The following is a 24,160-nucleotide window of genomic DNA, read 5'->3' as shown; positions in this document are numbered from 1 at the left end:
AGCTAATCTAGTGAAATATGAAAAAAACGATGAAGTGCTTGTCGCCATTCCTTTTCGTTATGAGTTATATAGGTTGTTAGGGATTGTCCCTCGTATATTCGGAATTCATTGTTAAGCATTGTGTGTCGTCCGCGAGGGGTACGAATCATAGCGATTTTATCTTTTTGTTTAGAAAGTCTGGGTGCAAACTTTGCATCGTTAGCGTCGTCCAAAAAACTATAAAGTAAACGCCAATTATGTGTTGTTTGTTCGTACAGCATCCAGCCGTTCACTTCATCGCGTTCAATTTTATAAAATTCATTACCTTCACGGTGTTGATGCCCAGCTATTAGTGGAATGGGCTTACAAGGGGCTAGTGCACCTACGCCTACATCTGAAATATATGATTGGCCAGCGAAATTGACCAGCAATAGCTGATGCATAGGTACATCCTCAACAGGAGCATCTACTTCAACGTTGCGCCAAAACTGTGCATAGCGATTAGTTACAGAAAAGCCGAGTTCGCGAAGTAGCCAACTAAATAAAATATTTAGTTCAAAGCAATTACCTCCGCGATGTTGAATAATGATTTTTTGAAAAAGGTCAGGGATAGCGAAGGAGATGCCATGTTTCAAGGCAACATCTAAGTTCTCATAAGGAATGGTATGTAAATGTCTTGTTTGAAGCAGACCAAGTAGCTTAATAGATGGCTCTAAAGATCCTTGAAATTGAATAAGCTTTAAATATTGCTGTATTTGTAAATTCATAAAATCTCCTCACTTCCTTACTAAATAACATAACCGAAATAGCTTGAGAATACACGTGAATATTAGAAAGAAAATAATAGAAAAGTAGGTAAATAACTTGTAAAATGAAAATATTAGCTACTATATAGAGAAATATTTCCCGTTATTTTAGTTAATAATAATGATTGTAAGGTAGGTATACGAATGACAAGCGAAATGAAATGGTTAGAAGTAAATTCATACGATGAAATGAGCGAAGTAGCAGCGGATATTTTCACTAAACAATTACAAGTAAAGCCAGCGAGTATTTTAGGATTAGCAACTGGTGGTTCTCCTGTAGGAATGTATAAGGAATTAGTGAAACGCCAACAAGCTGGACATATATCTTTTAGCGACGTGATGACCTTTAACCTAGACGAATATGTAGGTCTTGATCAATCAAGTCCGGCAAGTTATTGGACATTCATGCATGAGAACTTATTCAATCATGTAGATATTAAGGAAGAAAATATACTTTTACCAAATGGTAAGGCAGAAAATTTAAATGCTGAGTGTGAGGCTTATGATGCCCGAATTAAGGAAGCGGGAGGAATTGATTTGCAGCTTCTAGGTATAGGCGTTAACGGACATATTGGCTTTAACGAACCAGGTACACCTTTTGGTTCACCAACTAATATTGTAGAGTTAACTGAATCTACACGCACAGAAAATGCAATTTATTTTGATGATTCTAAGGATGTACCGACACATGCTATTACAATGGGTATTCAATCTATTATGCATGCTAAGGAAATCGTGTTAATTGCATTTGGTGAAAAAAAACTAGAGGCTATGGAAAAATTAAAAAGTGGTATCGTCACTGAAGATTTCCCAGCAAGCCAATTATTAAATCATCCAAATGTAACGGTTATTTACGGCGGAACAAAATAGGAATTAAGCGTAGACTTTATATTATTTGAAGTCTGCGCTTTTTTATTTTGAGTTCGAAGATACGGATAGGAGCGACGGATAGAACTGGCGAAATGATGGATAGAAATTAGAGCGACGGATAGAACTGCCAAAGTGACGGATGGAAAAGCGAAAGCGGCGGAAAGAAAAGCCGAAGCGACGGAAAGAAATCAAAGCGACGGATAGAACAGCCAGAGCGATGGATAGAACAGTCAAAGTGACGGATGGAAAGGCGAAAGCGACGGAAAGAAGAGCCGAAGCGACGGAATAAAATCAAAGCGACGGAATAAAATCAGAGCGAAGGAAAGACCCATCAAAGAGAGGGACATTCACCCGGAAGGTAGATGTATAGGCACTAGCTTCCCTATAAATCAATGCTACAATATTATCTATAGGCTAGAATAAGAAAAACTATAGGAGGGGTTAGTGTGAAAAGCACCGTACCACATTTACAAAAAGGCGATACAGTTGGCCTTGTGGCTTTATCAAGTAAAGTAGAGCCCGAAAAGCTAGGAGATGCTATAGCCTTTCTTGACGATTTAGGTCTTAACTATATAATTGGGGATACTATTCAGGCAAAGCACGATTACCTGGCAGGTAGTGATGAGGAGCGTCTGGCTGACTTTCATGAGATGGTAAGAAATCCAGAGGTAAAGGCAATTTTTTGTGTCAAGGGGGGCTACGGCTCTGCGCGAATTGCTGAAAAGATTGATTACGGACTACTTGAGGAAAATCCAAAAATCTTCTGGGGCTTCTCTGATCTTACATATTTACATTGCGCGATTAACGAATTTGCTAATTTAGTGACGTTTCATGGACCGCTACTTATGTCTGTAGGAAGACTAGATGATTTATCAAAGAAAATGTTTTTACAGCTATTTTCACCGATGGAATTACAGTATACGGAGGATATTTCCCCATTAACAACGATTGCACCTGGTGTAGCTCGTGGAGAGATTATTGGTGGAAATTTACGTCGCCTTGTTAATACATTAGGAACAAAATTTGAAGTTCACACAGAAGGTCGAATTTTATTGATTGAGGAGCTTGCAGAAACCATTCCAACAATCGATGCGATGCTGCAGCAATTAAAGCAGGCGAGAAAGCTTGAACAGTTAGCAGGTGTTGTGATCGGTTCCTTTACACAAACAGAAGCAGATGAAGCGGCACTATTTACTTTAATGAAGGATTATTTTGCGGATTTAGGCGTCCCAGTTGTAGCAGGCTTTAAAATTGGCCATGATTCAACGAATATTGCTATTCCATTAGGAGTAGATGCTATTTTAGATGCACAGGAAAAGAAACTGAAGATTTTGCCTGGTGTGCATTAAAAGAAGCATCTTATGTTATGTTAAATTGATTAAAAATAGGGGGAAGAAGATGGATATTGAGCAAAAACTATATCAGTCGGCGGTAGAATTGATCGAAAAAAGATATCCTTCTGGTTGGGGTGGTGCTGCAGCAATATATACTGAAGATGGTCAGATTTTAACGAGCGTAGCACCGGACGTTATCAATGCCTCTACTGAATTGTGCATGGAAACTGGTGCAATACTTGAAGCGCATAAACTTAATACGAAGGTTACTCATAGTATTTGTATTGCCAGAGAAGACGAAAATTCTGTATTTACTGTGTTAACTCCTTGTGGTGTATGTCAAGAAAGGCTTTTTTACTGGGGTGAAAATGTAAAAGCGGCTATCACTAATCCAAATGGTGAATTGATATTTAAAACACTGAAAGAAATACAACCATATCATTGGTATAAAGCATACGAAAAGTAATTAAAAAGTTTTTTTCTATCGTAATAAGGAATAACTAAAAAAAGACATTACATATTTGTTGTGAAAATATGTAATGTCTTTTTGATTTAATAAGGCTCTGCGTCATGACCTTCATCTACAGCCTTTTCAGGTGCTTCATCACCAGCAATATTGCCAAGTGGCTTTGATGAAGATGAATCATTTCGAGCTTTTTGTAATCCTTCTTTTAACAAGCGACCGTATTCTTCATCTGCTTCCTGTGCTAATGCAATCATCGCTTCTTGAATGGCAATATTACAGACTGCTAAATCACGAATTAAGTTTTCAAGCAGCTCATCTCGCTCCCACTGCTCAAAATTACGATAGGTTTCTCCGGCTTGCTTCGTATTACTTTGACGATCAATGGATTCCCGAACGAGATTGCCTTCCACGAGTGGCGTATATTCTTTAGCCGATTGAGTAGCTTCCTTTAAACCATTCAACATCGAAGGCTCATAGTTAATATGGGGGTTTTGCCCCGGAGCTAAATCTCGCTTATACAGCATTTGACCACCGTTTTGATTGGTTGCCACTCGTTTTTTAGGAGCATTGATAGGGAGTTGTAAATAGTTTGCACCTACACGATGACGTTGTGTATCAGAATAAGAGAAGGTACGACCTTGTAGCATTTTATCGTCTGAGAAATCCAATCCGTCTACAAGTACTCCAGTACCGAAAGCAGCCTGTTCAACCTCAGCAAAATAATCTTCTGGATTTTTATTTAACACCATCTTACCAACTGGATACCACGGGAATTGATCATTAGGCCAAAGCTTCGTATCATCTAGTGGATCAAAATCAAGCTCTGGATGTGGACCATCCTCCATAATTTGGACGTTAAGCTCCCATTCAGGATAATCGCCATTTTTAATTGCATCATATAAATCTTGTGTGGCATGATTAAAATTTTTCATTTGGATTTCTTCTGCTTCTTTTTGTGTTAAGTTTTTAATGCCTTGTAAAGGTTCCCAATGATATTTTACAAGGACCGCTTGACCTTCACTATTGACCCATTTATACGTATTAACGCCAGAGCCTTGCATCATTCGATAATTCGCAGGAATACCCCAAGGTGAATAAATGAATGTCACCATATGGAAGGATTCTGGTGAGCTTGCACAGAAATCAAAAAAGCGTTCAACGTCCTGAATATTTGTAATCGGATCAGGCTTAAAGGCGTGAATCATATCAGGGAATTTCATAGCATCGCGGATAAAGAAGATTTTTAAATTATTGCCGACTAAATCCCAGTTACCATCCTCTGTATAGAATTTTACAGCAAAGCCTCGAGGATCACGTAATGTTTCTGGTGAATGGCCGCCATGAATAACTGTTGAGAAGCGCACAAAAACAGGCGTTTGCTTCCCTTTATCCTGAAATACTTTTGCTCTTGTATGCTTCGAAATAGGATCATCCCCAACAACACCGTATGTCTCAAAATAGCCATGTGCTCCTGCTCCTCGCGCATGAACAACACGCTCAGGAACTCTTTCGCGGTCAAAGTGACTTATTTTTTCTATAAAATCATAGTTTTCAAGTGTTGCAGGTCCTCGATTACTGACCGTTCGTATATTTTGATTGTTAGTAATAGGGTGCCCCTGTCGATTTGTCAAAGTCATGTCATGCTCGTTTGTTGAATCATGCTGTTTTTTCATTGGATAACCCCTTTCTTTTGATATAGCCATTCTGTCCATGTTAGGGGAGAAATAGTCATGAAAAAACATCCTGCACAACAGATGAGTTAGAGTATATTTGAATTTAAAAAGCCCTCCTACACACAAGATGTAAGAGAGCTTTTGGATGGCGTTTTCGAATGATTTATTAAGTTCACAGGTATGGCCATTGCTTATAGTTGGTTATTAGTCATTGGTCATACAGTAACAGGTAACTTGTCATTGGTTTCGTTAAAGTTAGCTCCAAAAAGCTAGTTTTGAAAACAGCACATCCAATTCGATATGAAGTCTCATCGACTCCATAACCTATTGTATACATTTTCTAATGATATGAAAAGCTCTGATTCATCAGTATGTACGCAGTGTAAATCGTTACTAATTAAATTCCATACTCTAATAACGAGCAAAAATTCATATTTGTTACAAATTTTCGAAAGACTCTCAGTGACATGTAATAGATAAATGTCAAAATTATTTTATGTTTGAATTCATTTATTCCTGTACATTCTTTTCCTGTTTTTTATAGTTTTAACCTTGAAATACAAGGCTTTATTGATTTTTAATGGATGTTTTCTTCGGTGCAATCGAGCGTATAGAATACCTGCTTTAGTTATTTCAATGTACAACATAAAGTTTTTATTTTACCAAAATGTCGAAAAATGGCGAATGATAATTATGGTAATGTAAACCTGATTTTGTCAGAATTGTAATAGGAAGAGATGAAATAATATTTCAGGATTTTTTTGTAATATAATTCTATTTCATTGAATCTAGTAAAGTATATTTTTTATGTATATGCATTTTGGAGGGAAAAAGGTAATGAAGAAAGCTTTATTTTTACTACTAGCAGTTATGCTAGTTGGATGTTCCGGAGAGGGAACAGAGAAGAAAAAAGAGGAAGATGTAAAAAAAGAAGATGTTGTAAAGAAAGAACCAGCTGAGGAAAAGAAAGTTGTTCCAGTAAAATATGAAGAGGTTGATCCTGAATCGAAGGCTGCTGTTGAAAAGTTTGTTGAAAAATATAATGTCAGAGTGGATATATTAAAACAGGATGCGGAAGAGCCAATCGTAATAGACAAGATTTCAGAACCAATAACTAGCGAACTGAATAAAGAGGAGAATAATACTTTCTCACAAATCTTATTGGAAACTGATTTTAAAAAATATAAAGGCCATTATAAAGTAGAAGCTAAATATAATAATGATAAAAAAATAATTGGATATGGTATTTCTATAGAAGCAATGCCAGAAAACGAAGTAAATGAAGATGCAGATGAATGGGGAGAAGGGCTTGCTTCTGCTGGAACAATTGCTTATGTATTAGGGTTGAATGTAGATAAACTTGGTGATGAATTAGGTATAGCTGATGATGAGAATAAAGCTACTCATACATATACTGATCCTAATACTAATTATAATGTAACTTTTCTTATCGCTGATTCAGATTTAGGGAAATTTGGAATTAATTTCGATTTAATAAAATAGAAAAAAAGCATCCCAAAATGAGCTGCACCCCAATTGTTAGACACAATCTAACAATTGGAGGTACAGTTCAAAAAGGATGCTTTTTTTAGTATTTTACGATCTGATTAGAAATAACGAGAATCATCGAAGTTAATTTCAACACCATAATTCTTCGCATTGATAAGATTCGATAGTTTATGTGCATCTTTTTCTAATAAAATAGCACGTTCACGGTACGCATCTGGCTCATACATAGCAATTTCATAAAGCATTGTATTTTCACCATAGCCCATGCGTACACTCTCTTTTTCATGCATACTAAAATCTTTGCAAAGCTCGGCATCTGCACGGAGCTGTGTTGCGAGCTCAATTGCTTCAACTAATGCCAGTTTGTCCCCTTTAAAGTCTACTGTGTTTTTTATATTTGCTTCATATACTAAACGATCCAATGTACGAACATCGAGACGTACTTGAGCTAATTCAGCTTCAATTACTGTCATTGCACGATTACTTGTTTTGGGTGCTTGTCCTTTTTCAACAGTTACAAAAGCGCTACGATGTAATTCGCTAACGAGCTCTTGAACTTTTTTTGCTAAAATACTTTTTAGCTTAACGGCTTCTGCAAGATTAATCATGAAAACACATCCTTTTTACAGTGTAGTAGATGGTGCTATGTTTGTTAATAAGGCCATTTTATAATTGCCGCCATGAATTTGATTAAACATCTTACCAGCAGAAGCAAGAAGCTCTTCCGCATTTTCTTCTGATAATGAAGGGCGGAGGTAGAAGATATGTAGAGCCTCGTTCGTTTCCTCTGAAACAGACGTACGTTTAGAATCGACAAATGGTGACCCAAATGCTCCTTCATCATCATAGCTATAAAGGATATTTTTTAATGCATTAAAACGACCATTTAAGCCCTCATAGCCAGTGTCCTCGTTGCCAAGTGCGATTTCTATAATTCCTTTTAGTTTAGCTACATCATATAAGCCTACTGGAATTTCATATTGGAGGGAGAAGAAATTATTTAAATCAACACCAGAGTGAAGGGGTGTTAAATAATTTTGCTTACTAATTCGGCGCATTAAGCTTTCTGCTGAGTGACGATAGCGGTTCGGATCTGCACCAAGCTTTTTCCATAGTTGTCGCCATTCTGCGATACCCTCTCGTTGCGTTACAGGACTATCTTGCATTTCTAAAAAGAGATTTTCCTGATACAATTGCATGCGACCTTTAATCATTTGAGGCGATTCTGCAACGACAATTTTGGTATAATGAATAATGCCGATTTTAAGCTCGGGATGTTGTGTCAATAGAGATTGATTAATTGAAATGTCCATAAAACATCACCTACTTTATCTATTTCTATTATTGTACCATGTAAGGAGTTGGAAATAAAATGAACATACATGACCTACAACGTGAATTTGTGGCGTATGCAATGTCCATTGGTGTAGATAAAATTGGCTTTACAACAGCAGCTCCATTTACAGAATTAAAAAATAGACTGCGTCGTCAGCAAGAGCTTGGTTATCAGTCTGGCTTTGAAGAAAGCGATATTGAAAAACGTACCGAACCCCTACAATTGTTAGAGGAAGCAGAGAGCATTGTGGCGATAGCTGTAGCCTATCCGTCGCGTATGCAAAATGCACCTGTAGGCAAGAAGGGAGCAAGACGCGGGATTTTTTGCCGCGCATCCTGGGGTGTCGATTATCATACAGCGTTACGTGAGCGCTTGAAATTATTATCAGCCTGGCTTGAGGAGCGCATAGAAGGTGTTCGTATTGAATCTATGGTTGATACGGGTGCACTTGTAGATAGGGCAGTTGCAGAGCGTGCAGGGATAGGTTGGAGCGGGAAAAACTGCTCGATTATTACGCCCGAGTTTGGTTCCTATGTATATTTAGGCGAGCTAATCACGAATATCCCTTTTGCTCCTGATCAGCCTATGGAGGATGAATGCGGGGATTGCCGCTTATGTTTAGATGTTTGTCCAACAGGGGCGTTAATCGAGGGAGGACAGCTAAACTCTCAGCGTTGTATAGCCTTTTTAACGCAAACTAAGGGAATGCTACCTGATGAGTTTCGTACTCATATTGGTAATCGTTTGTATGGCTGTGATACATGCCAGACCGTATGCCCAAAGAATAAAGGAAAGATTAACTGGATACATGAAGAATTTAAACCTGATCCAGAGCTTGCAAAGCCATTACTTGTACCACTTTTAACAATTTTAAATCGTGACTTTAAAGAAAAATTTGGACATGTTTCTGGTTCATGGCGGGGGAAAAAGCCAATTCAACGCAATGCTATTTTGGCACTTGCGCACTTTAAAGAAGAAGCTGCGGTACCAGATTTAGTAGCACTTCTTGAAAAGGATGAACGACCTGTTATTCGAGGAACGGCAGCATGGGCATTAGGCAAGATAGGCGGAGAGCAGGCCCAATCTGCATTACTTGAGGCAAAAGCACAAGAACAAGACGAGGAAGTACTCGTTGAAATTAACAAAGGTTTACAATTTTTTAGTTAAGGAAGTGTACCGTTATGCCATTGCATATCGTTTTATATCAACCAGAAATCCCAGCAAATACAGGAAATATTGCACGCACATGTGCTGGTACAAATACGTCACTACATTTAATTCGTCCTCTGGGCTTTTCCACAGACGATAAAATGCTAAAACGTGCTGGCTTAGATTATTGGCATAGTGTCAATGTCGTGTATCACGATTCGCTAGAGGATTTTTTAGAGGCATCCAAAAATGGCGACGTTTATTTAATTGAGACATATAGTGAAGAGCCATTTACGACACATGATTTTAGTGATAAAGATCGTGATATTTACTTTATGTTTGGAAAAGAAACGACTGGCTTGCCAAAGGATTTTGCCTATGAGCGTAAAGATATGTGCTTACGAATTCCACAGAGTGAGCATGTTCGTTCACTCAATCTATCGAATACAGCAGCCATTGTTATTTATGAAGCATTGCGCCAACAAGGATATCCAGGATTACATTAAAAAAGGCAGTTCTCCCATGAGGAGAACTGCTTTTGCTTTTTTATTAGACGTGAAGGGATTCGAAAAGTGATGGTTAGAATCCGCAAGCGATGGAAAGAACCTCGCAAGCGATGGATACAACCCGTCAAGCGACGGAAAGAACCCCAGAAGCGACGGATACAACCCTCAAACCGACGGAAAGCCCGTCAAATCCCTCTTAAAATTTCAATAAAACAGCGATACCTGATGGATCTTCTGTTTGGAAACCTCCATCTATATCAGTAACAGGTGCACCAATTGCACGAAGACTTTCTTTCATTGTTGCTGCTTGCTCTTCATTATCTAGACGCAGTGAAAATGTTTTTAAGCCAACTTGATTTTTACCAAGCCTTGGTGCGTTTTCAGAGTGCCAAGTGTTTAAACCGATATGATGGTGATAGCGGCCAGTTGAGATGAATAAAGCTTGTGCTCCATAGCGAGTGACAATCTCAAATCCTAATCCTTTTGTATAAAATTCCTCTGTGGCAGCTAAATTAGAAACTGATAAATGAATATGTCCCATAACCGTATCAGCTGGTAGGCCATCCCATCTACCATCGCCTTCCTCTAATATAGAATGGATTTTAAGAGGTTCAGTCACCATATGCACTTGGTCGAAATGCCAAGTCCATTCATTTTCAGGGCGATCCGCATAAACCTCAATACCATTATTATCAGGATCATTTAAATAAAGTGCTTCACTTACATCATGGTCAGATGCTCCAAAGTATACGCCATTGTTATGGAAATGAGTAATAATATTCGCTAAATCACGACGAGTAGGCAGTAAAATTGCAAAGTGATAAAGTCCAGTTGTTAAGCTCGTTTTTTCTTCTACTGTTTCGGGTTGGATGATTGTCAGTAATGCTGTTTTGCCATCAGTTGTTAGAGTTGCTCTATGAGATTCCTGATGTAAAACTTTAAAGCCAATTACCTCTTGATAATAAGTTAATGAACGTTGTAAATCGCTCACTTTAATTTCAACATTTGTGACATATGTGTTAGGTTTTTCATGAAAATGCATAGTAAATTACCTCCGAAATTATAGTTATTATTAATTATCAACTTACTTTATGTAAGTAAGTTTATTTTATAAAGTACAGAATGTCAAGTAATTATATTGTTCCAAAAAATATGAGAAGTAATCGAAGCGGAAATCAACTCCTCACATTGCCAAAGACCTTATTCCCTTTGACGTAATATTTTTTCAACAACAAAAAAATCACTAAGCATATATCATGCTTAGTGATTTTCTTGAGATATTATTTGTCTGCTTTATAGTCGCCTTCATAACCAGCAGTGAAAATTGCAGTTAAGAACGCAACAGTTACACCAATAATTAATATTAAACTCATGGAAGAACCCTCCTCATGTTTATAAAGACATCTCTTTTTAGTATAGACTATCTACTATAAAAATGAAACGACATAGTGGAATAAAATATGTCAGAAATGGTTCAGAAATAACTATTTCGGGAAAACTATAAGAGAGGTGATAATAATGGAAAAAAAAGTTCCAAATATCGAAAACGGTACAATGGCTAGAAATTTTAAAGATTTACAGGATTTAGGAAAGCAGATGGAGCATTTGCGTGATGGTCTAGAGCTTGTAGAAGACGATCGAATTCCAGACCCTATCCAAGTAGATGATTATGAAGAGGAAGCGAAAGAGTAATAAGAAATTACCCCGAAAATTTTCCTTATATTTCTTAAAACCAATTTTTTGTATAATGGAACTAGGAAAAGAAAGGGGTTGTTATTCTTGAATTTACAATCAACTAAAAAATTAGCAAACGATGCGGAAATACCTCGCTTTGGCTTAGGCGTTTACAAAATGACAGAGCGTGATGAGACTTTACAGGCTATTGATAAAGCTCTTAAATTTGGCTACCGAGCTATTGATACGGCTTCTCTTTATGGTAATGAGGCTGAGGTGGGCGAAGCTATTCGTCATTCAGGCGTAAAACGTGAGGATATTTTTGTGACGACAAAAGTTTGGAATAATGATCAAGGCTATGATGCAACATTACGGGCTTTTGAAGTGTCATTGAAGAAATTAAATATGGACTATTTAGATTTATATTTGACTCATTGGGCCGTACCAGAAACATTTGAAGAAACGTATAGAGCAATTGAACGTTTATATGATGAAAAATTAATTCGTGCAACAGGTGTCTCAAATCACCATGAGCATCATCTACAAAAACTATTAGCTAAAGCAAATATAGCACCGATGGTCAATCAAGTAGAGGTACATCCATATTTACAGCAAGACGCATTACGAGCATTTTGTAGTGAGCATGGAATTGCTGTTACGGCATGGTCTCCATTAGGTCGTGGTGGTGTGCTTGATAATCCAACGATAATGGAAATTGGTCGCGAAATAGGGAAGACAGCTGCACAGGTAGTGCTGCGCTGGCATTTACAAAATGATACACTTGTTATTCCAAAAACTGTGACACCTAGTCGTATTGAGGAAAACGCACAGATTTTTAATTTTGAATTAACACTAGCTCAAATGGATAAAATAGCTGCGTTAAATCGTAATGAACGATTTGGGCAGGATCCTGATAATTTTAAATTTAATTTTTAGTGCAATAGAAATCCCGCTCTCTAATTTGAGAAGCGGGATTTTTAAATGTATTATTTAGATTCCTTTACAAAAGGAATGTAGTTAGAAAGCATTTTTGCCATATGTGCACGTGTCGCATTGTTACTAGGCATAAATTTGCCGTTTACACCGCTAACAATCTTTAAGTCTTTCATAAGTGCAATAGCATTTTGAGTTTCAGCGTTGTATTGAGAAATATCACTGAAATCAGCTTTTAGACCAGTTTTTGCATCGTGTTGTAGGTTATATGCACGAGCAAACATTAAAGAAAGTTGAGCACGAGTTACTTTTGTATTAGGATTGAATTTACCATTCACACCTTGTACAATTCCTGCTTCAGCAAGTGCTGTAATTTCTTTTTGTGTTGCAGGATTTACATTCTCAAGATCAGAGAATGTTGTTTGACCTTTTGCTTCAAGCTTTAAGGCACGTGCGATAAATGATGCAGCTTGTGCACGAGTTAAGTTTGCATTTGGTGAATATGTTGTTGCAGTAGTACCATTTGTTAAATCACGGTAATAAAGATCACGAACATAGCCTTCTGTTTCTGAACCTTTTGCGATATCTTTAAATGGAATTGTTGCGATAATACGCCCTTCTACTTTTGAATCAACTTTTTTCAGCGTATCTAAGTGTTCGATAAACATTTCATAGTCAATTGTACCAGGTTCACTTACACGGCCGTCCTCATAAACTTTTTTCAGTGTATCGTAGCCGTCACCACCTTTAGCAGTAAATGTATTTGTTGCCGCTTTATAATAGGTTGCTTTATCCAGCTCTTTACCATTTAACTTAATAGATTTTACACGTTTACCAGCTGGTGCTTTACCGTCAAATTCTACTTGTAAACCAGAGAAGTGTAGGAAGCCACCAGATTCTTTCGGGAACTCTTTCACACTATGTTCAACAATATCATAAATTTCAGCACCTGTTAATTTTACGATACCAAGTGCATTACCGAATGGCATAACTGTCATAACTTCGCCAACAGTGATATCTCCTGCGTCAATACCAGCGCGAATACCACCACCATTTTGGAAGGCAAATTGTACTTCTGGATCGATTTTTTTAGCACCAGCAAGCATACCATCAGTAATTAAGTTACCAAGGTTTGTTTCTCCAGCACGTACGCCCCAAAGACCACGACCGCCATTTAGTGGTGACACAGCTGTATTGCCTGTTGATTGATTTAACATTTTTGAAATTTTCTCTTTATATGGAGCTAAAAGTGCTTCAGCCTCAGCGTCAGCTTTGACATCCTTTAAAGGATGTAATTGACCAAGGTAGTCAACAATGGCACCGTTATCGTCGAATGTTAGGTCTAATTCACCTAAATTTTCGCTATATTGACCTGTTTGAACAATAATTGTTGGGTTCTTAAATGGTGTTTCAGCTTTCACAGGTTTGTTTAATGGTGTATGTGTGTGGCCACCAACGATCACATCAATACCCTCTACAGCTTTCGCTAGTAATTGGTCATTATCCCAATCTGCTGAGTCATCGAAGCCTATATGAGTAACTGCGATAATTTTGTTCACACCTTGCTTTTCAAATTCTGCTACTGCTTTTTTCGCAGAATCGATATAGTTAGCAAATTGAACGTTAACAACGCTTGAAATCGTAGGTGTTTCTTCTGTTGTTAAGCCGAAAATACCTACTTGTTCTCCGTCAATTTCTTTAATAATACCGTTATAAATTTTACCGTCTTCAAAGTCTTTTGTGATTGTTTTAAATTGTAAGCCATCAAATAAAGAATCTTTTGAAAAATCTAGGTTGGCCCCTAGTAATGGGAACTCTGCGCCCTTAACGAATTTTGCAAGTGCAGCATGTCCTTCTGGACTAGCCCCTAAATCGAACTCATGATTACCAAATGCCATTGCATCGTAACCCATTAAGTTCATTAACTTCATATCAGCTTCTCCAGCAAATTCGTTAAAGTATAAAGTACCAGAGAAAACATCACCAGCATCTAAAAGAAGTGAATTTGCATTTGCAGCACGAAGTTCTTTTACTTTTGTTGCGCGCTTTGGAGCATCCTCAACGTGTGCATGCGTGTCATTTGAGTGTAGAATTGTTAAATTAAAACCATCTTTCTTAGCTGTTGGTGTTGTTTCCGCTGCATGTGCGGCAAAACCTGGTGTAGCTAGTAAACTCGCAACTAGAGTTGTTGCTGCAATACTTTTAACCCATTTCATCAATGAATTCCTCCTCATAATATGTCAGATGACTGACAATTTACTCTATTCTATCATGAAAAAAAACCTCCGTCATTACCAATAATGGAAATGTATAATAAATTTACTGTAAATAATAGATGAAAGAAATGTAAAATAATATATTTATACTTTTTTAGAATTATAAGGATCATAACCAAAAATTGGGTATGACATTTATTGAAACGTATACTATGTATATAAGTTGATTGGAGTGGAGACTGAGCGACTCCTTGGGGATCAGCGATAGGGGAACGAAGGCTAAAACCATCACGTCCTGTGATAACATTCGTGACCAACATCCTGTTGCCCCGACGCCCCCAGGAGGCTCTGCTCTGTGCGAAAGCGAAGCGACAGCAACAATGTTTTATCTGTGCGAAAGCGAAGCGACAGCAACAAAGCGCCCAGTCGGAACGGAAATCAACCCCACGTTATGGTGAGAACCAATTATAAGTAAAAGAAACTACTTTTCTCGATAGATACAATGTCTTCAATGTAAATTTGAGCATAAAAAAACTACACCTCGAATTGTTAGCTTATGCGCAACAATTCAAGGTGCAGTACGATAATTATTGCTGATCTTTTACAACGATTTGTTTATTTAAAAATGGATGCTCGAATTCTAATTGAATAGCATGGAGCTCATAATCATCACTTGCTGTTTCTCTTGCGCCATACATTGTATCTCCAATAATCGGATGACCGATATGTGCTAAATGTACGCGAATTTGATGTGTTCTTCCTGTTTCAAGAATTAGGTGGACAACACAAGAGCTTTTATAGCGCGCTACAACTTCATAGTGTGTAACTGCGTGCTGTCCAGTTTTTGAAACGACACGTCTTGTTGCATGATGTCGGTCTTTTCCGATTCCTTCAGAAATCGTGCCAGATGTAGAGCGTAAATTCCCTTGCACTTCTGCAGCGTATGTTCGAATAATAGATTTTTCCTCAATCATACGGTCAAAGATTGACTTTGCTAAAGGATGCTTTGCTACAAGTAACAAACCTTGTGTCCCTTTATCTAAACGATGGACATGCTCCGCATAAATGCCACCTTGCTCTTTAATATGAGCCATAACATGATTCATACAAGTGTGGGTATCACGTGCATCATTTGGATGTGTCGACATGCCTTTTGGTTTAGAAACGATCAAACAATGGTCATCCTCATAGACGACATCAATTGCACAAACTGGTGTCGGTTGATAATTAGATGCCGGAATAGGGAATGTAAATTTTATTGTTGTGCCTACTTGGAGTGGATCATTCCACTGAATAGGCTCTCCGTCCATTGATGTGATAGCCTTCGCCATTCGTAATTCATGGACTAGCTTTTTACCGAGTCTCCAATGATTGCGTAATAGATCCTCGACTGTCAAATTATTCGTATTTATTTCATATTGAAACATAAATCTTCCTCCGTAGAAAAGACCGTATTCCCAAATGTAGAACACGGTCTCATAATTATTTTGCTGTTTTAGCAGCCTTCATTACATAAAAGCTTGCCCCTGCAATTAAAATAAATGCAGTTAGCGCTAAAAATGGGATTGTGATAAAACCTAACCAGTTAATATATTGACCAGTACATGAAACAAGACCACAAGATGGTGCAGTATCAGCTAAAAAACTAAGCTTTTGAATACCATAATGGTAAAGTGATATACTGCCTCCCATAATGGCAAAAACAGCAGTTGTTACAGCAATACGTGCGTTTTTTTGAATAAAGGCAATAGTCGTCATAATGACAATTGGATACATGAAAATTCGTTGGTACCAACACATTTTACAAGGTTCATAATGACGAATTTCAGAAAAGTATAAGGAACCCAGTGTTGCAACGACAGAGACAATCCAAATAAATAATAAGCCATTTTCCACTTTTTTAGACATATAAATTCTCTCCTTAGTATAACCATGTACTTGTTCGATTATAGTTGTTCTAGTTTTATATGTAAATTAACTTACCCAAAATAAGGTATATTTTTATCAATTATGCCGAGGCCTAATTGCGTCCGTAAAGAAGCTAAAAAATTTCAGTCTAAAGTATGAACGGCTGAGGCAGACGTTCCAGACTTTGAAATGTTATCATTAAAATTAGTAATGCCAAAGAAGAGGTGTTTTTGTGAGGGACAATGATCATTCCAATATTGGTATTTTAAAAGAGATTGCAGAGTTATTAAACGAAGAAACTGAAATTGTGTCGATGTTAAAAGGAGCACTTGTGAAATTTTTAAATGGCACTAATTTTGAAACAGGCTGGATTTTTTTTATCGATGAAAAAGGACGGTCAGAGCTAGTGGTTCATGTCAATTTACCAGAAGCATTGGAGTATAAAAATTGCCATTATTTAGAAAAGGGAGGCTGTTGGTGTGTTTCCCGCTATCGTAATGAGGAATTAAAAAAAGCCTCAAATATTATTGAATGTCAACGTATTGAAAGTGCAATTGCAGCAAATGTTGGCGATCACGAAGGCATTACACATCATGCAACAGTGCCTCTTCAATCTGGACAAGAGCGTTTTGGTGTCTTAAATGTTGCATCGAAGGATACCGTGCGGTTTTCAGAGGAAGAGCTAGCATTACTTGAATCGGTTGCATTTCAGATGGGATCAGCCATTAAGCGTATTTTACTGACAAAGCAGGAGCAGGAAATGGCGCTTGTGAAGGAGCGCAATCGTCTAGCCCGAGATTTACACGATTCCGTGAATCAGCTACTTTTTTCAGTTACATTAACGGCGAGAGCTGGTATTGAAATGACAAACGATAGTGATGTGAAGGAAACGTTTAAGGAGATTCAACACTTAACACAGGATGCCTTAACAGAAATGCGTGCTCTCATTTGGCAGCTCCGTCCAAAAGGATTAGAAAATGGTTTACTTGAAGCGATAAAAGTGTATGCTGAAATGCTTGGCTTAAAGCTTCATGTAACGGTCTCAGGTGTACTGCAATTCCCTTCACGTATCGAAGAAACATTATTTCGGGTAGCCCAGGAAGCACTTAATAATGTTCGTCGTCATGCTGGTGTGCTAGAGGCTGCACTTTATATTACGGTCACTTCTACAGATATTTTACTTGTTATTCGTGATGAGGGACGAGGCTTCGTCATCGATCATAACACGAAGCTACTTTCGATAGGCTTGCAGTCCATAAAGGATCGTGCAAAATCAGTTGGTGGCAAAGCTGACTGGGTTAGTGAAATGGGCAAAGGAACAGAGCTATTAATCCGCTTGCCATATTAGGGGGGAAGAGTATGATACGTGTTTTAATTGCAGATGATCATCATGTCGTGCGTCGTGGATTATTATTTTTCTTAAAAACACAGAAAGATATTGAAGTTGTTGGAGAAGCGAAAAATGGATTAGAGGCAGTAGCTTTAGCAGAAAGTATACAGCCAGATATTATACTCATGGACTTGGTCATGCCTGAGATGGATGGGATTCAGGCAACGAAGCGCATTAAAGCAAAGTTTCCGCAAATAGAAATTTTAATGCTGACAAGCTTTTCAGACCGTGATCATGTGGTGCCAGCTATGGAGGCAGGGGCTGCAGGCTATCAGTTGAAAGATATTGAACCTGATGAGTTGGTATTGTCCATTCACCGTATTATGCGAGGCGAAAATACATTACATCCAGAAGCAACAACGACTCTTGAAATGGACCGTCAAGAATCTAAAAATGCACCTCATGTTTTAAACCCACTAACACCTCGTGAACAGGATGTGCTTGCAGAGCTTACAAAAGGGAAAAGTAATCGAGAAATTGCGTCCTCTTTATTCGTTACAGAAAAAACAGTGAAAACTCATATTTCTAATATTTTCACGAAGCTACAAGTGCAGGATCGTACGCAGGCGGCTCTTTATGCTGTGAAGCACGGACTGACAGAGGGTAGTGGTGTATAAAAGTTAATTGATTTCTCATCGGACGCCCCCAGGAGTCGGAACGGAAATCAACCTCACGTTATGATGAGACTGGATTATTAAAAAAAGACGAGTTCCTATGAACTCGTCTTTTTTGAAACCTTTATTTATTTTTGAACAAAATATTTGTTAGAAATAGCTATTAATGTAGAGCTTGGCGAAATCGATAGGTCATCTTTTAGCTTCTGTTCATAAGCGAGAAATACTTTGTATGCCTGTTCATGAAACCCCGCATTTATTAAAATGTGTAAATAGTGCTCAATTTTTTGTTCATTATATGGATCAAACTCTACTAGACTGTTTAAAAAATTTAATGCCTTATTAATATCCGTTAGTACGGTTGCTTGAAAACCTTTTTCTAATAAATCTATGTATGATTTCGTCAGCTTATCTTTAGAGGCAGTAGCCCACTCATAATCATCATAAATGAGTAGTCCATTTTTATAAATTGAGAGACATTGATTGATCAATGAAATTGGTGGGAATTCTAACTTCGATAAATCCTCATAATATCTTTGAAAGTCATATAAATCACAATGGATGTTCGGTTTTTCGAAGATATAGTATTTGTTTGAAAAGATAATACAGTTTGCATAACCTATATTATTTAAGGTTTTTCTTAAATAAGAAAGAGCGGTATGTAGATTCGATTTTGCTCGTACATAATCTAAATCAGGCCATAGAAATTCAATTAAATAATCACGATGAATAGGAATGTTTGGATGTAATATGAAATATACAAATAACTCCTTTGTTTTCTCGGTTTTGAAGGCAATTAAGCTGTTGTTGCTATATGCGGCAAATTGATTAAAGCATTGAACGTTTAACATAGTTTTCGAAGCTTTTTTAATCATTTGCTGAATGGAATATTCATGCTCGATACGAGAAATAGTTTTTTCTAAGCGAGCATGACTAATTGGTTTAAGTACGTAGTCAAGACCTCCGATTTCATAGGCTTGTAAAGCAAATTCTTTATATGAAGTGATAAAAATAACACTAACATGTGGACGATCAGTTTTGATAATATCAGCTAATTCAAGTCCAGTTAGTTCATTCAGCCTTGCCTCTAAAAAAATGACGTCAAATTCTATTATTGGCAGCTCATTTAAAAATACTTCTACACTTGTAAACGTTTGAATTACCTGTATTTGCTGAAATGCTTGTAGTTTATTTTGAAAATAGTGTAAAGCTAAAGGTTCATTGTCTATTAAAACTGCTCGAATCACATCAAAATCTCCTTTTTACAATTAAATTGTGAAAACCATTAAACTCTAGTTCGTTGTCTTTGAAAATGCTTTTCGAATATAGGGTTGGCATTAAAAAGTAAATTCTACATAAAATTAAAAATTTGACACCAAAATTTAGCTCTTTGTATTCCGTTTTCCATCAGTTATTGTCGGGTTTCCTCATACGCTATCTTTTCGTACAGGATTTATCTGTTTAGCTTTTTCCCGATGATGGCTCGTGCTCCATGCTAAACTTTTTTACATAGAAACTTGGACTTCCACAAATAGTTACTATAAAATTTTTCTACTTCATAGTTTTCAGCGTCCTTATATAGAGGATAGAAGTTTTATAAGTTGTGTTAAGAGAATTGAAATAATTAAGCGTTTATTGTTAAAAATAACGTAGTTATAGTAGAGATTATAAGTATCTAAGTTGTTTTTTCTTATATTGTAAATAAAGTATAATGAATGTAATAATTTGTTAGGCGCTATTATAGTACATTTGACTTAAATAAAACTCAAAAAGTACTTAAAAAATACTTAAATTAAATAGGGGATTAGTAAGTAAAACGACGTAATTAGCAAAGGGGAAAATAAGGTTTAAAGGAAAGGAGTCCAAATATGAAATTAGAGCGTCTTTTAACGATGACAATGATTTTAATAAATCGTAAAAAGGTGACAGCCCAAGAGCTTGCTGATTTATTTAATGTGTCAGTTCGTACTATTTATCGAGATATTGAAACATTGAGCTGTGCGGGGGTTCCTGTTATTAGCCAGCAGGGGGTTAATGGTGGGATTAGTTTAATTGAAGGCTATCGTGTGGATAAACAGGTGTTGACGAAGGAAGAGCTTACCTCACTTTCTATTGCCATTAAAAGTGCACTAACAACGTACGAGGATTCACATGCTGAAGCAGTACTTGAAAAATTAACAGGTGTTGCGGATGAGAAAGTAAAACGATTTATCGATCAACTATTTATTGACCTTAGTCCTTGGGGGCCAAATGTTATTTTTAAGGAACAAATTACTCTATTAAAAAAGTCAATTGAACACGAGCATTGTATAAGCTTTACGTATTCTACTACACATGGTCGTATAACAAGACGATTATTAGAGCCACACACTTTAGTACAAAAGGGAAAAGTTTGGTATGTTTATGGCTATTGTACATTGAGAGAAGATTTTCGCTTATTTAAAATTTCAAGAATGAAGGATATAAAAGAAGAGAAGTCGACATTCCAGCGCAAAGAAGTCAACTTATCTGAACTCCCATGGGATAAAGAATGGCATCACCCTCAAAATATAGTAAACCTTACGTTATCTTTCGATTCTGCAATAACGACATTAGTAGAAGAATCATTTGGAGCTGAGCATGTAGATAATGAGAGTTCAACTATTAAAATTCCTTTGCCAGAGGATGAATGGCTATATGGCTTTCTTCTTAGCTTTGGTCATCGCCTAAAAGTTTTAGAACCACCTCATATAAGTGAGATTGTGCTAAAACGAGCACAGGAAATTGTTGAGTTGTATAAAGAAATTTAATTGATGACATACAGATGTCAGGTTTCCTTTGTTATAGTCATAACAAATAGAACGAAGGGTGGATTAAATGATGCAAAGTTATTGTCAAAGCTGTGGAATGCCATTAGTGGATGAGGCATTACTTGCTACAGAAAAAGAAGGACACAAAAGTCAGGATTATTGCACATATTGTTATGAATTAGGAGAGTTCAAGCAGCCAAATCTAACAGTTCAAGAAATGATTGAAATTTGTGTACCGCACTTAAAAGAAGATGGTATGGCGGAAGAGGAAGCACGCCAAATGATGACCTCTTTTTTACCAAGCTTAAAGAGATGGAGAAAACATGACATAAAAGAACCGGTCGAGATGAATAAAGAATCATTTCAAATCATAGGAATTTCAGCACGAACGAGCAATGCGAATGAAATTACCACTCAAGCAAAAATCCCGCAATTATGGTCGGATTTTTATCAGCAAGATGTTGTAGGACAAATAGTTAATGCAATAAATCAAGTAACATATGGGCTGTATTCTGATTACGAAACGGATGTTAATGGAGAGTATTCAATTACACTTGGGGTGGAAGTAGTAGCTACCGATGAAATTCCTGAAGGTATGGTCGTAAAAACAGTACCAGCTGCAAAATATTTAGTTTTTACTTCTGACAAAGGTCCATTTGTAGAAGTTGTCGTAAAAGCTTGGCAGGATGTCTGGGCGTGGTTCGCAAGTTCAGGTGTAGAGCGAACATATACAGGTGACTTTGAAATATACGATGAACGATGTGCCAACCCACAAGAAGCTCAGGTCGATATTTATATTGCAATCAAATAATATAAACAAATTAAGCCCCTTATCTATGATTGATAGGGGGCTTATTTGGTCACAAACAAGCAAAAAGCATGAGAAGAAGCATTATGACAATATGGTGATAGGTCGTTTGTTGCTGTAAGAATGGGATAAAGTTAATTGAGGGATGTTTTAGAAAGTACACCATTTTGTTTCCTCCTAGCAAAACTTTCGGGCATTATAAAACGACCCCCTTCTCGTGTAAGGGAGTCGTTTTTGCGTATATATTCATTTTTTCATTAGAAGCTCTTGCCATTATAGGTTATGAGCAAAATACTATTTTTATCGCCCGGATCGTACAAGCGCGATGTTTAACTTACGTAGCAAATACGATAAGGCAATTTATCTTCTTTCATTGCTTGTCCAAATATCCGCTGAAATAGTGCATGTATAAAGCCGAAATCGGACGCAATGCAATTATGCCGAGGCATAATTGATTTTTAGTCGTTTACTTCATCGTTATCATTTGATAAATCACGTTCAGGTATTTTCAGAACTTCTAAGTATAAAATATGGTGACCATCTAATTCTTTTGCGATAAATTCATAACCTTGTTCTTCAATACTGTCTCCTTCGACCGCATCAAAGCGCTTCGTCATGAACCAACCACCGATTGTATCAATATCATCATCTTCTATGTCAGTACCTAGCATATCATTAACGCTTTCAACTAGCATCTTCGCATCTAAAATAAAGTGATCTTCTGCAATTTCCTGAACCTCTGGAATTTCATCTTCATCGAATTCATCTTGAATGTCGCCGACAATTTCTTCAATAATATCCTCAATCGTAACTAGACCAGATGTTCCGCCGTATTCATCCATTAAAATGGCCATATGAATGCGTTCACGCTGTATTTTTAGTAATAAATCGTTAATTTGCGTTGTTTCCATTACGCGAATAATTGGCTGCATATAGTCAATCACTAGCTTATCGCCATTTGCTGGGTCTTTAATGTAAGCAGTTAATAAGTGCTTCATATTGACTAAGCCGATAATATGGTCTTTGTCACCATCGATAATTGGGTAACGGGTATATTGCTCAACGCCCATTAAATCGAAAACTTCTCTAATCGTTAGTTCTTTTTCAATACCGACGATTTCAGTACGTGGGACCATGATTTCTTTTGCAAGACGATCAGAGAACTCAAAAATACTGTTCACATATTCATATTCTGAAGTATTAATTTCTCCACCTTTTAAACTATCCGACAAAATCATACGTAACTCTTCTTCGGTATGGGCTACTTCTGATTCTGACATCATTTTTAAGCCGAAAAGACCAGTTAAGCCACGTGCAGATCCATTCAACAGCTTAATGATTGGATAAGTAACATTGTGGAATAAAATTAATGGGCCAGAAAGATTTAATGTGACAAGTTCTGCTTTTTGGATGGCTAATGTTTTTGGCGCCAATTCTCCCATAACTACATGCATAAACGTTACAATTGAGAATGCAAGTATAAATGAAAGGACAGTAGTAAAATTCTCACTCAAATTTAGAAATTCAAACACTGGATTCAAGATAATCTTAAATGTAGGCTCACCAAGCCAACCTAGACCTAAGGCAGTGATTGTAATACCTAACTGACATGCAGATAAGTATTCATCTAAATCTGAAAGAACACGTTTTGCATTTTTTGCTTTTTTATTTCCTTCCGCAAGCAATTGATCAATGCGTGTAGATCTTACTTTAACGATTGCAAATTCGGTTGCAACGAAAAATCCTGTCATTATTATTAGTAGGGCGAATGCCGCCAACCTTATGGTTATTTCCAATATGTCTCCGTCCAAATAATTCCTTTGTCCCCGCCCGAATGAGGGAGGTAAACAAAGTGTACACCTCCTATGATTTAAAAAAATTGTTGAATGATTTAATCATAAAATATTTACATGCAAAACACAAATATTGACAACAATTTTTTTAACTTCTTTCAGCGGATGTCCAAACAATATCCGCTGAAAGAATTGAAGAAATTAAATAATTTCAAACACCAAAAGATTGAAAATAAAAATCTGATATGCTAACTTTAAATGTAGCAAAGAAGATAGTTTGTTTGAAGAAAGAAGCATTTACATCTCATATAAAACGACACGTCAAAAATCTCAAGAGAGCTTTACGTGCAGATTTTTTTAAATGAATTATTTTAATAGCACAACAAAGGAGCCGTCTCATTCATATG

The 24,160-nt window shown here is 36.9% G+C and carries 22 protein-coding genes; 12 read left to right on the top strand and 10 right to left on the bottom strand.

The window, feature by feature from the left end; all coding sequences use genetic code 11:
• Positions 1-2: 2 nt before the first annotated feature.
• On the bottom strand, positions 3-746 hold the full coding sequence (locus ACIQLB_RS14875; protein WP_400727088.1) for an arylamine N-acetyltransferase family protein: 744 nt from the start codon (positions 744-746) through the stop codon (positions 3-5).
• A gap of 195 nt (positions 747-941) precedes the next feature.
• Between ACIQLB_RS14875 and nagB the strand changes: the two genes are divergently transcribed.
• From nagB to ACIQLB_RS14860, 3 genes are all read left to right on the top strand, one after another.
• Positions 942-1,655, top strand: a complete 714-nt coding sequence (gene nagB, locus ACIQLB_RS14870; protein WP_400727113.1) for a glucosamine-6-phosphate deaminase — start codon at positions 942-944, stop codon at positions 1,653-1,655.
• 446 nt (positions 1,656-2,101) lie between these two features.
• A complete protein-coding gene (locus ACIQLB_RS14865; RefSeq protein WP_400727086.1) occupies positions 2,102-3,004 on the top strand; it encodes a S66 peptidase family protein in 903 nt (300 codons plus the stop codon).
• A 49-nt stretch (positions 3,005-3,053) separates the two neighbouring features.
• Positions 3,054-3,455 carry a cytidine deaminase gene (locus ACIQLB_RS14860; RefSeq protein ID WP_400727084.1) on the top strand — a complete coding sequence of 134 codons (402 nt, stop codon included), beginning with the start codon at positions 3,054-3,056 and terminating at the stop codon, positions 3,453-3,455.
• Positions 3,456-3,541: 86 nt separating this feature from the next.
• On the opposite strand, the gene ACIQLB_RS14855 is transcribed toward ACIQLB_RS14860, so the two are convergent.
• Complete coding sequence (locus ACIQLB_RS14855; protein WP_400727082.1) at positions 3,542-5,128, bottom strand: catalase; 1,587 nt, start codon at positions 5,126-5,128, stop codon at positions 3,542-3,544.
• Between the two features lie 837 nt (positions 5,129-5,965).
• On the opposite strand from ACIQLB_RS14855, the gene ACIQLB_RS14850 reads away from it, so the two are divergent.
• On the top strand, positions 5,966-6,631 hold the full coding sequence (locus ACIQLB_RS14850; RefSeq protein WP_400727080.1) for a hypothetical protein: 666 nt from the start codon (positions 5,966-5,968) through the stop codon (positions 6,629-6,631).
• A 104-nt stretch (positions 6,632-6,735) separates the two neighbouring features.
• Here the strand turns inward: ACIQLB_RS14850 and ACIQLB_RS14845 are convergent, their stop codons facing one another.
• Together ACIQLB_RS14845 and ACIQLB_RS14840 are read right to left on the bottom strand one after the other, a co-directional pair.
• Positions 6,736-7,245 carry a hypothetical protein gene (locus tag ACIQLB_RS14845; protein ID WP_400727078.1) on the bottom strand — a complete coding sequence of 170 codons (510 nt, stop codon included), beginning with the start codon at positions 7,243-7,245 and terminating at the stop codon, positions 6,736-6,738.
• 15 nt (positions 7,246-7,260) lie between these two features.
• Positions 7,261-7,950: a B3/B4 domain-containing protein gene (locus tag ACIQLB_RS14840; protein ID WP_400727076.1), complete on the bottom strand. Its 690-nt coding sequence runs from the start codon at positions 7,948-7,950 to the stop codon at positions 7,261-7,263.
• A gap of 59 nt (positions 7,951-8,009) precedes the next feature.
• On the opposite strand from ACIQLB_RS14840, the gene queG reads away from it, so the two are divergent.
• Positions 8,010-9,140, top strand: a complete 1,131-nt coding sequence (gene queG / locus ACIQLB_RS14835; protein WP_400727074.1) for a tRNA epoxyqueuosine(34) reductase QueG — start codon at positions 8,010-8,012, stop codon at positions 9,138-9,140.
• Positions 9,141-9,154: 14 nt separating this feature from the next.
• Positions 9,155-9,628, top strand: coding sequence for a tRNA (uridine(34)/cytosine(34)/5-carboxymethylaminomethyluridine(34)-2'-O)-methyltransferase TrmL (gene trmL / locus ACIQLB_RS14830; protein ID WP_049668897.1), 474 nt, complete (start codon positions 9,155-9,157; stop codon positions 9,626-9,628).
• 196 nt (positions 9,629-9,824) lie between these two features.
• On the opposite strand, the gene ACIQLB_RS14825 is transcribed toward trmL, so the two are convergent.
• Positions 9,825-10,670, bottom strand: a complete 846-nt coding sequence (locus ACIQLB_RS14825; protein ID WP_400727071.1) for a VOC family protein — start codon at positions 10,668-10,670, stop codon at positions 9,825-9,827.
• A 476-nt stretch (positions 10,671-11,146) separates the two neighbouring features.
• Here ACIQLB_RS14825 and ACIQLB_RS14820 point away from each other — a divergent pair, with 476 nt between their 5' ends.
• Together ACIQLB_RS14820 and ACIQLB_RS14815 are read left to right on the top strand one after the other, a co-directional pair.
• Positions 11,147-11,320, top strand: a complete 174-nt coding sequence (locus ACIQLB_RS14820) for a hypothetical protein (protein WP_400727068.1) — start codon at positions 11,147-11,149, stop codon at positions 11,318-11,320.
• 87 nt (positions 11,321-11,407) lie between these two features.
• On the top strand, positions 11,408-12,238 hold the full coding sequence (locus ACIQLB_RS14815; RefSeq protein ID WP_400727065.1) for an aldo/keto reductase: 831 nt from the start codon (positions 11,408-11,410) through the stop codon (positions 12,236-12,238).
• Positions 12,239-12,288: 50 nt separating this feature from the next.
• Here ACIQLB_RS14815 and ACIQLB_RS14810 read toward each other — a convergent pair whose 3' ends face one another.
• From ACIQLB_RS14810 to ACIQLB_RS14800, 3 genes are all read right to left on the bottom strand, one after another.
• Entirely contained in the window at positions 12,289-14,451 is a 2,163-nt protein-coding gene (locus ACIQLB_RS14810) for a 5'-nucleotidase C-terminal domain-containing protein (protein ID WP_400727062.1), read from the bottom strand.
• A gap of 587 nt (positions 14,452-15,038) precedes the next feature.
• Positions 15,039-15,878: an RluA family pseudouridine synthase gene (locus tag ACIQLB_RS14805; protein ID WP_400727059.1), complete on the bottom strand. Its 840-nt coding sequence runs from the start codon at positions 15,876-15,878 to the stop codon at positions 15,039-15,041.
• 55 nt (positions 15,879-15,933) lie between these two features.
• Positions 15,934-16,359 carry a disulfide oxidoreductase gene (locus tag ACIQLB_RS14800; protein WP_370080976.1) on the bottom strand — a complete coding sequence of 142 codons (426 nt, stop codon included), beginning with the start codon at positions 16,357-16,359 and terminating at the stop codon, positions 15,934-15,936.
• Between the two features lie 232 nt (positions 16,360-16,591).
• Between ACIQLB_RS14800 and ACIQLB_RS14795 the strand changes: the two genes are divergently transcribed.
• Positions 16,592-17,707, top strand: coding sequence for a GAF domain-containing sensor histidine kinase (locus tag ACIQLB_RS14795; protein ID WP_400727056.1), 1,116 nt, complete (start codon positions 16,592-16,594; stop codon positions 17,705-17,707).
• A gap of 11 nt (positions 17,708-17,718) precedes the next feature.
• The gene (locus ACIQLB_RS14790; RefSeq protein WP_400727053.1) at positions 17,719-18,366 is read left to right on the top strand and encodes a response regulator; all 648 of its coding nucleotides are present in this window, start codon (positions 17,719-17,721) and stop codon (positions 18,364-18,366) included.
• Between the two features lie 125 nt (positions 18,367-18,491).
• On the opposite strand, the gene ACIQLB_RS14785 is transcribed toward ACIQLB_RS14790, so the two are convergent.
• Positions 18,492-19,610 (bottom strand): response regulator, encoded by a 1,119-nt coding sequence (locus ACIQLB_RS14785; protein ID WP_400727051.1) that lies wholly within the window; start codon positions 19,608-19,610, stop codon positions 18,492-18,494.
• 621 nt (positions 19,611-20,231) lie between these two features.
• On the opposite strand from ACIQLB_RS14785, the gene ACIQLB_RS14780 reads away from it, so the two are divergent.
• Both ACIQLB_RS14780 and ACIQLB_RS14775 read left to right on the top strand, forming a co-directional pair.
• The gene (locus ACIQLB_RS14780) at positions 20,232-21,152 is read left to right on the top strand and encodes a helix-turn-helix transcriptional regulator (RefSeq protein WP_400727048.1); all 921 of its coding nucleotides are present in this window, start codon (positions 20,232-20,234) and stop codon (positions 21,150-21,152) included.
• Between the two features lie 67 nt (positions 21,153-21,219).
• Complete coding sequence (locus ACIQLB_RS14775; RefSeq protein WP_400727045.1) at positions 21,220-21,963, top strand: effector binding domain-containing protein; 744 nt, start codon at positions 21,220-21,222, stop codon at positions 21,961-21,963.
• Positions 21,964-22,418: 455 nt separating this feature from the next.
• On the opposite strand, the gene ACIQLB_RS14770 is transcribed toward ACIQLB_RS14775, so the two are convergent.
• Entirely contained in the window at positions 22,419-23,756 is a 1,338-nt protein-coding gene (locus ACIQLB_RS14770) for a hemolysin family protein (protein ID WP_400727043.1), read from the bottom strand.
• Positions 23,757-24,160 lie beyond the last annotated feature (404 nt).

This window comes from Lysinibacillus sp. NPDC092081, assembly GCF_044755845.1.
Classification (GTDB): domain Bacteria; phylum Bacillota; class Bacilli; order Bacillales_A; family Planococcaceae; genus Lysinibacillus.
The sequence above is the reverse complement of the archived record's forward strand: the minus strand, read 5'-3'. Positions and strand labels throughout refer to the sequence as shown.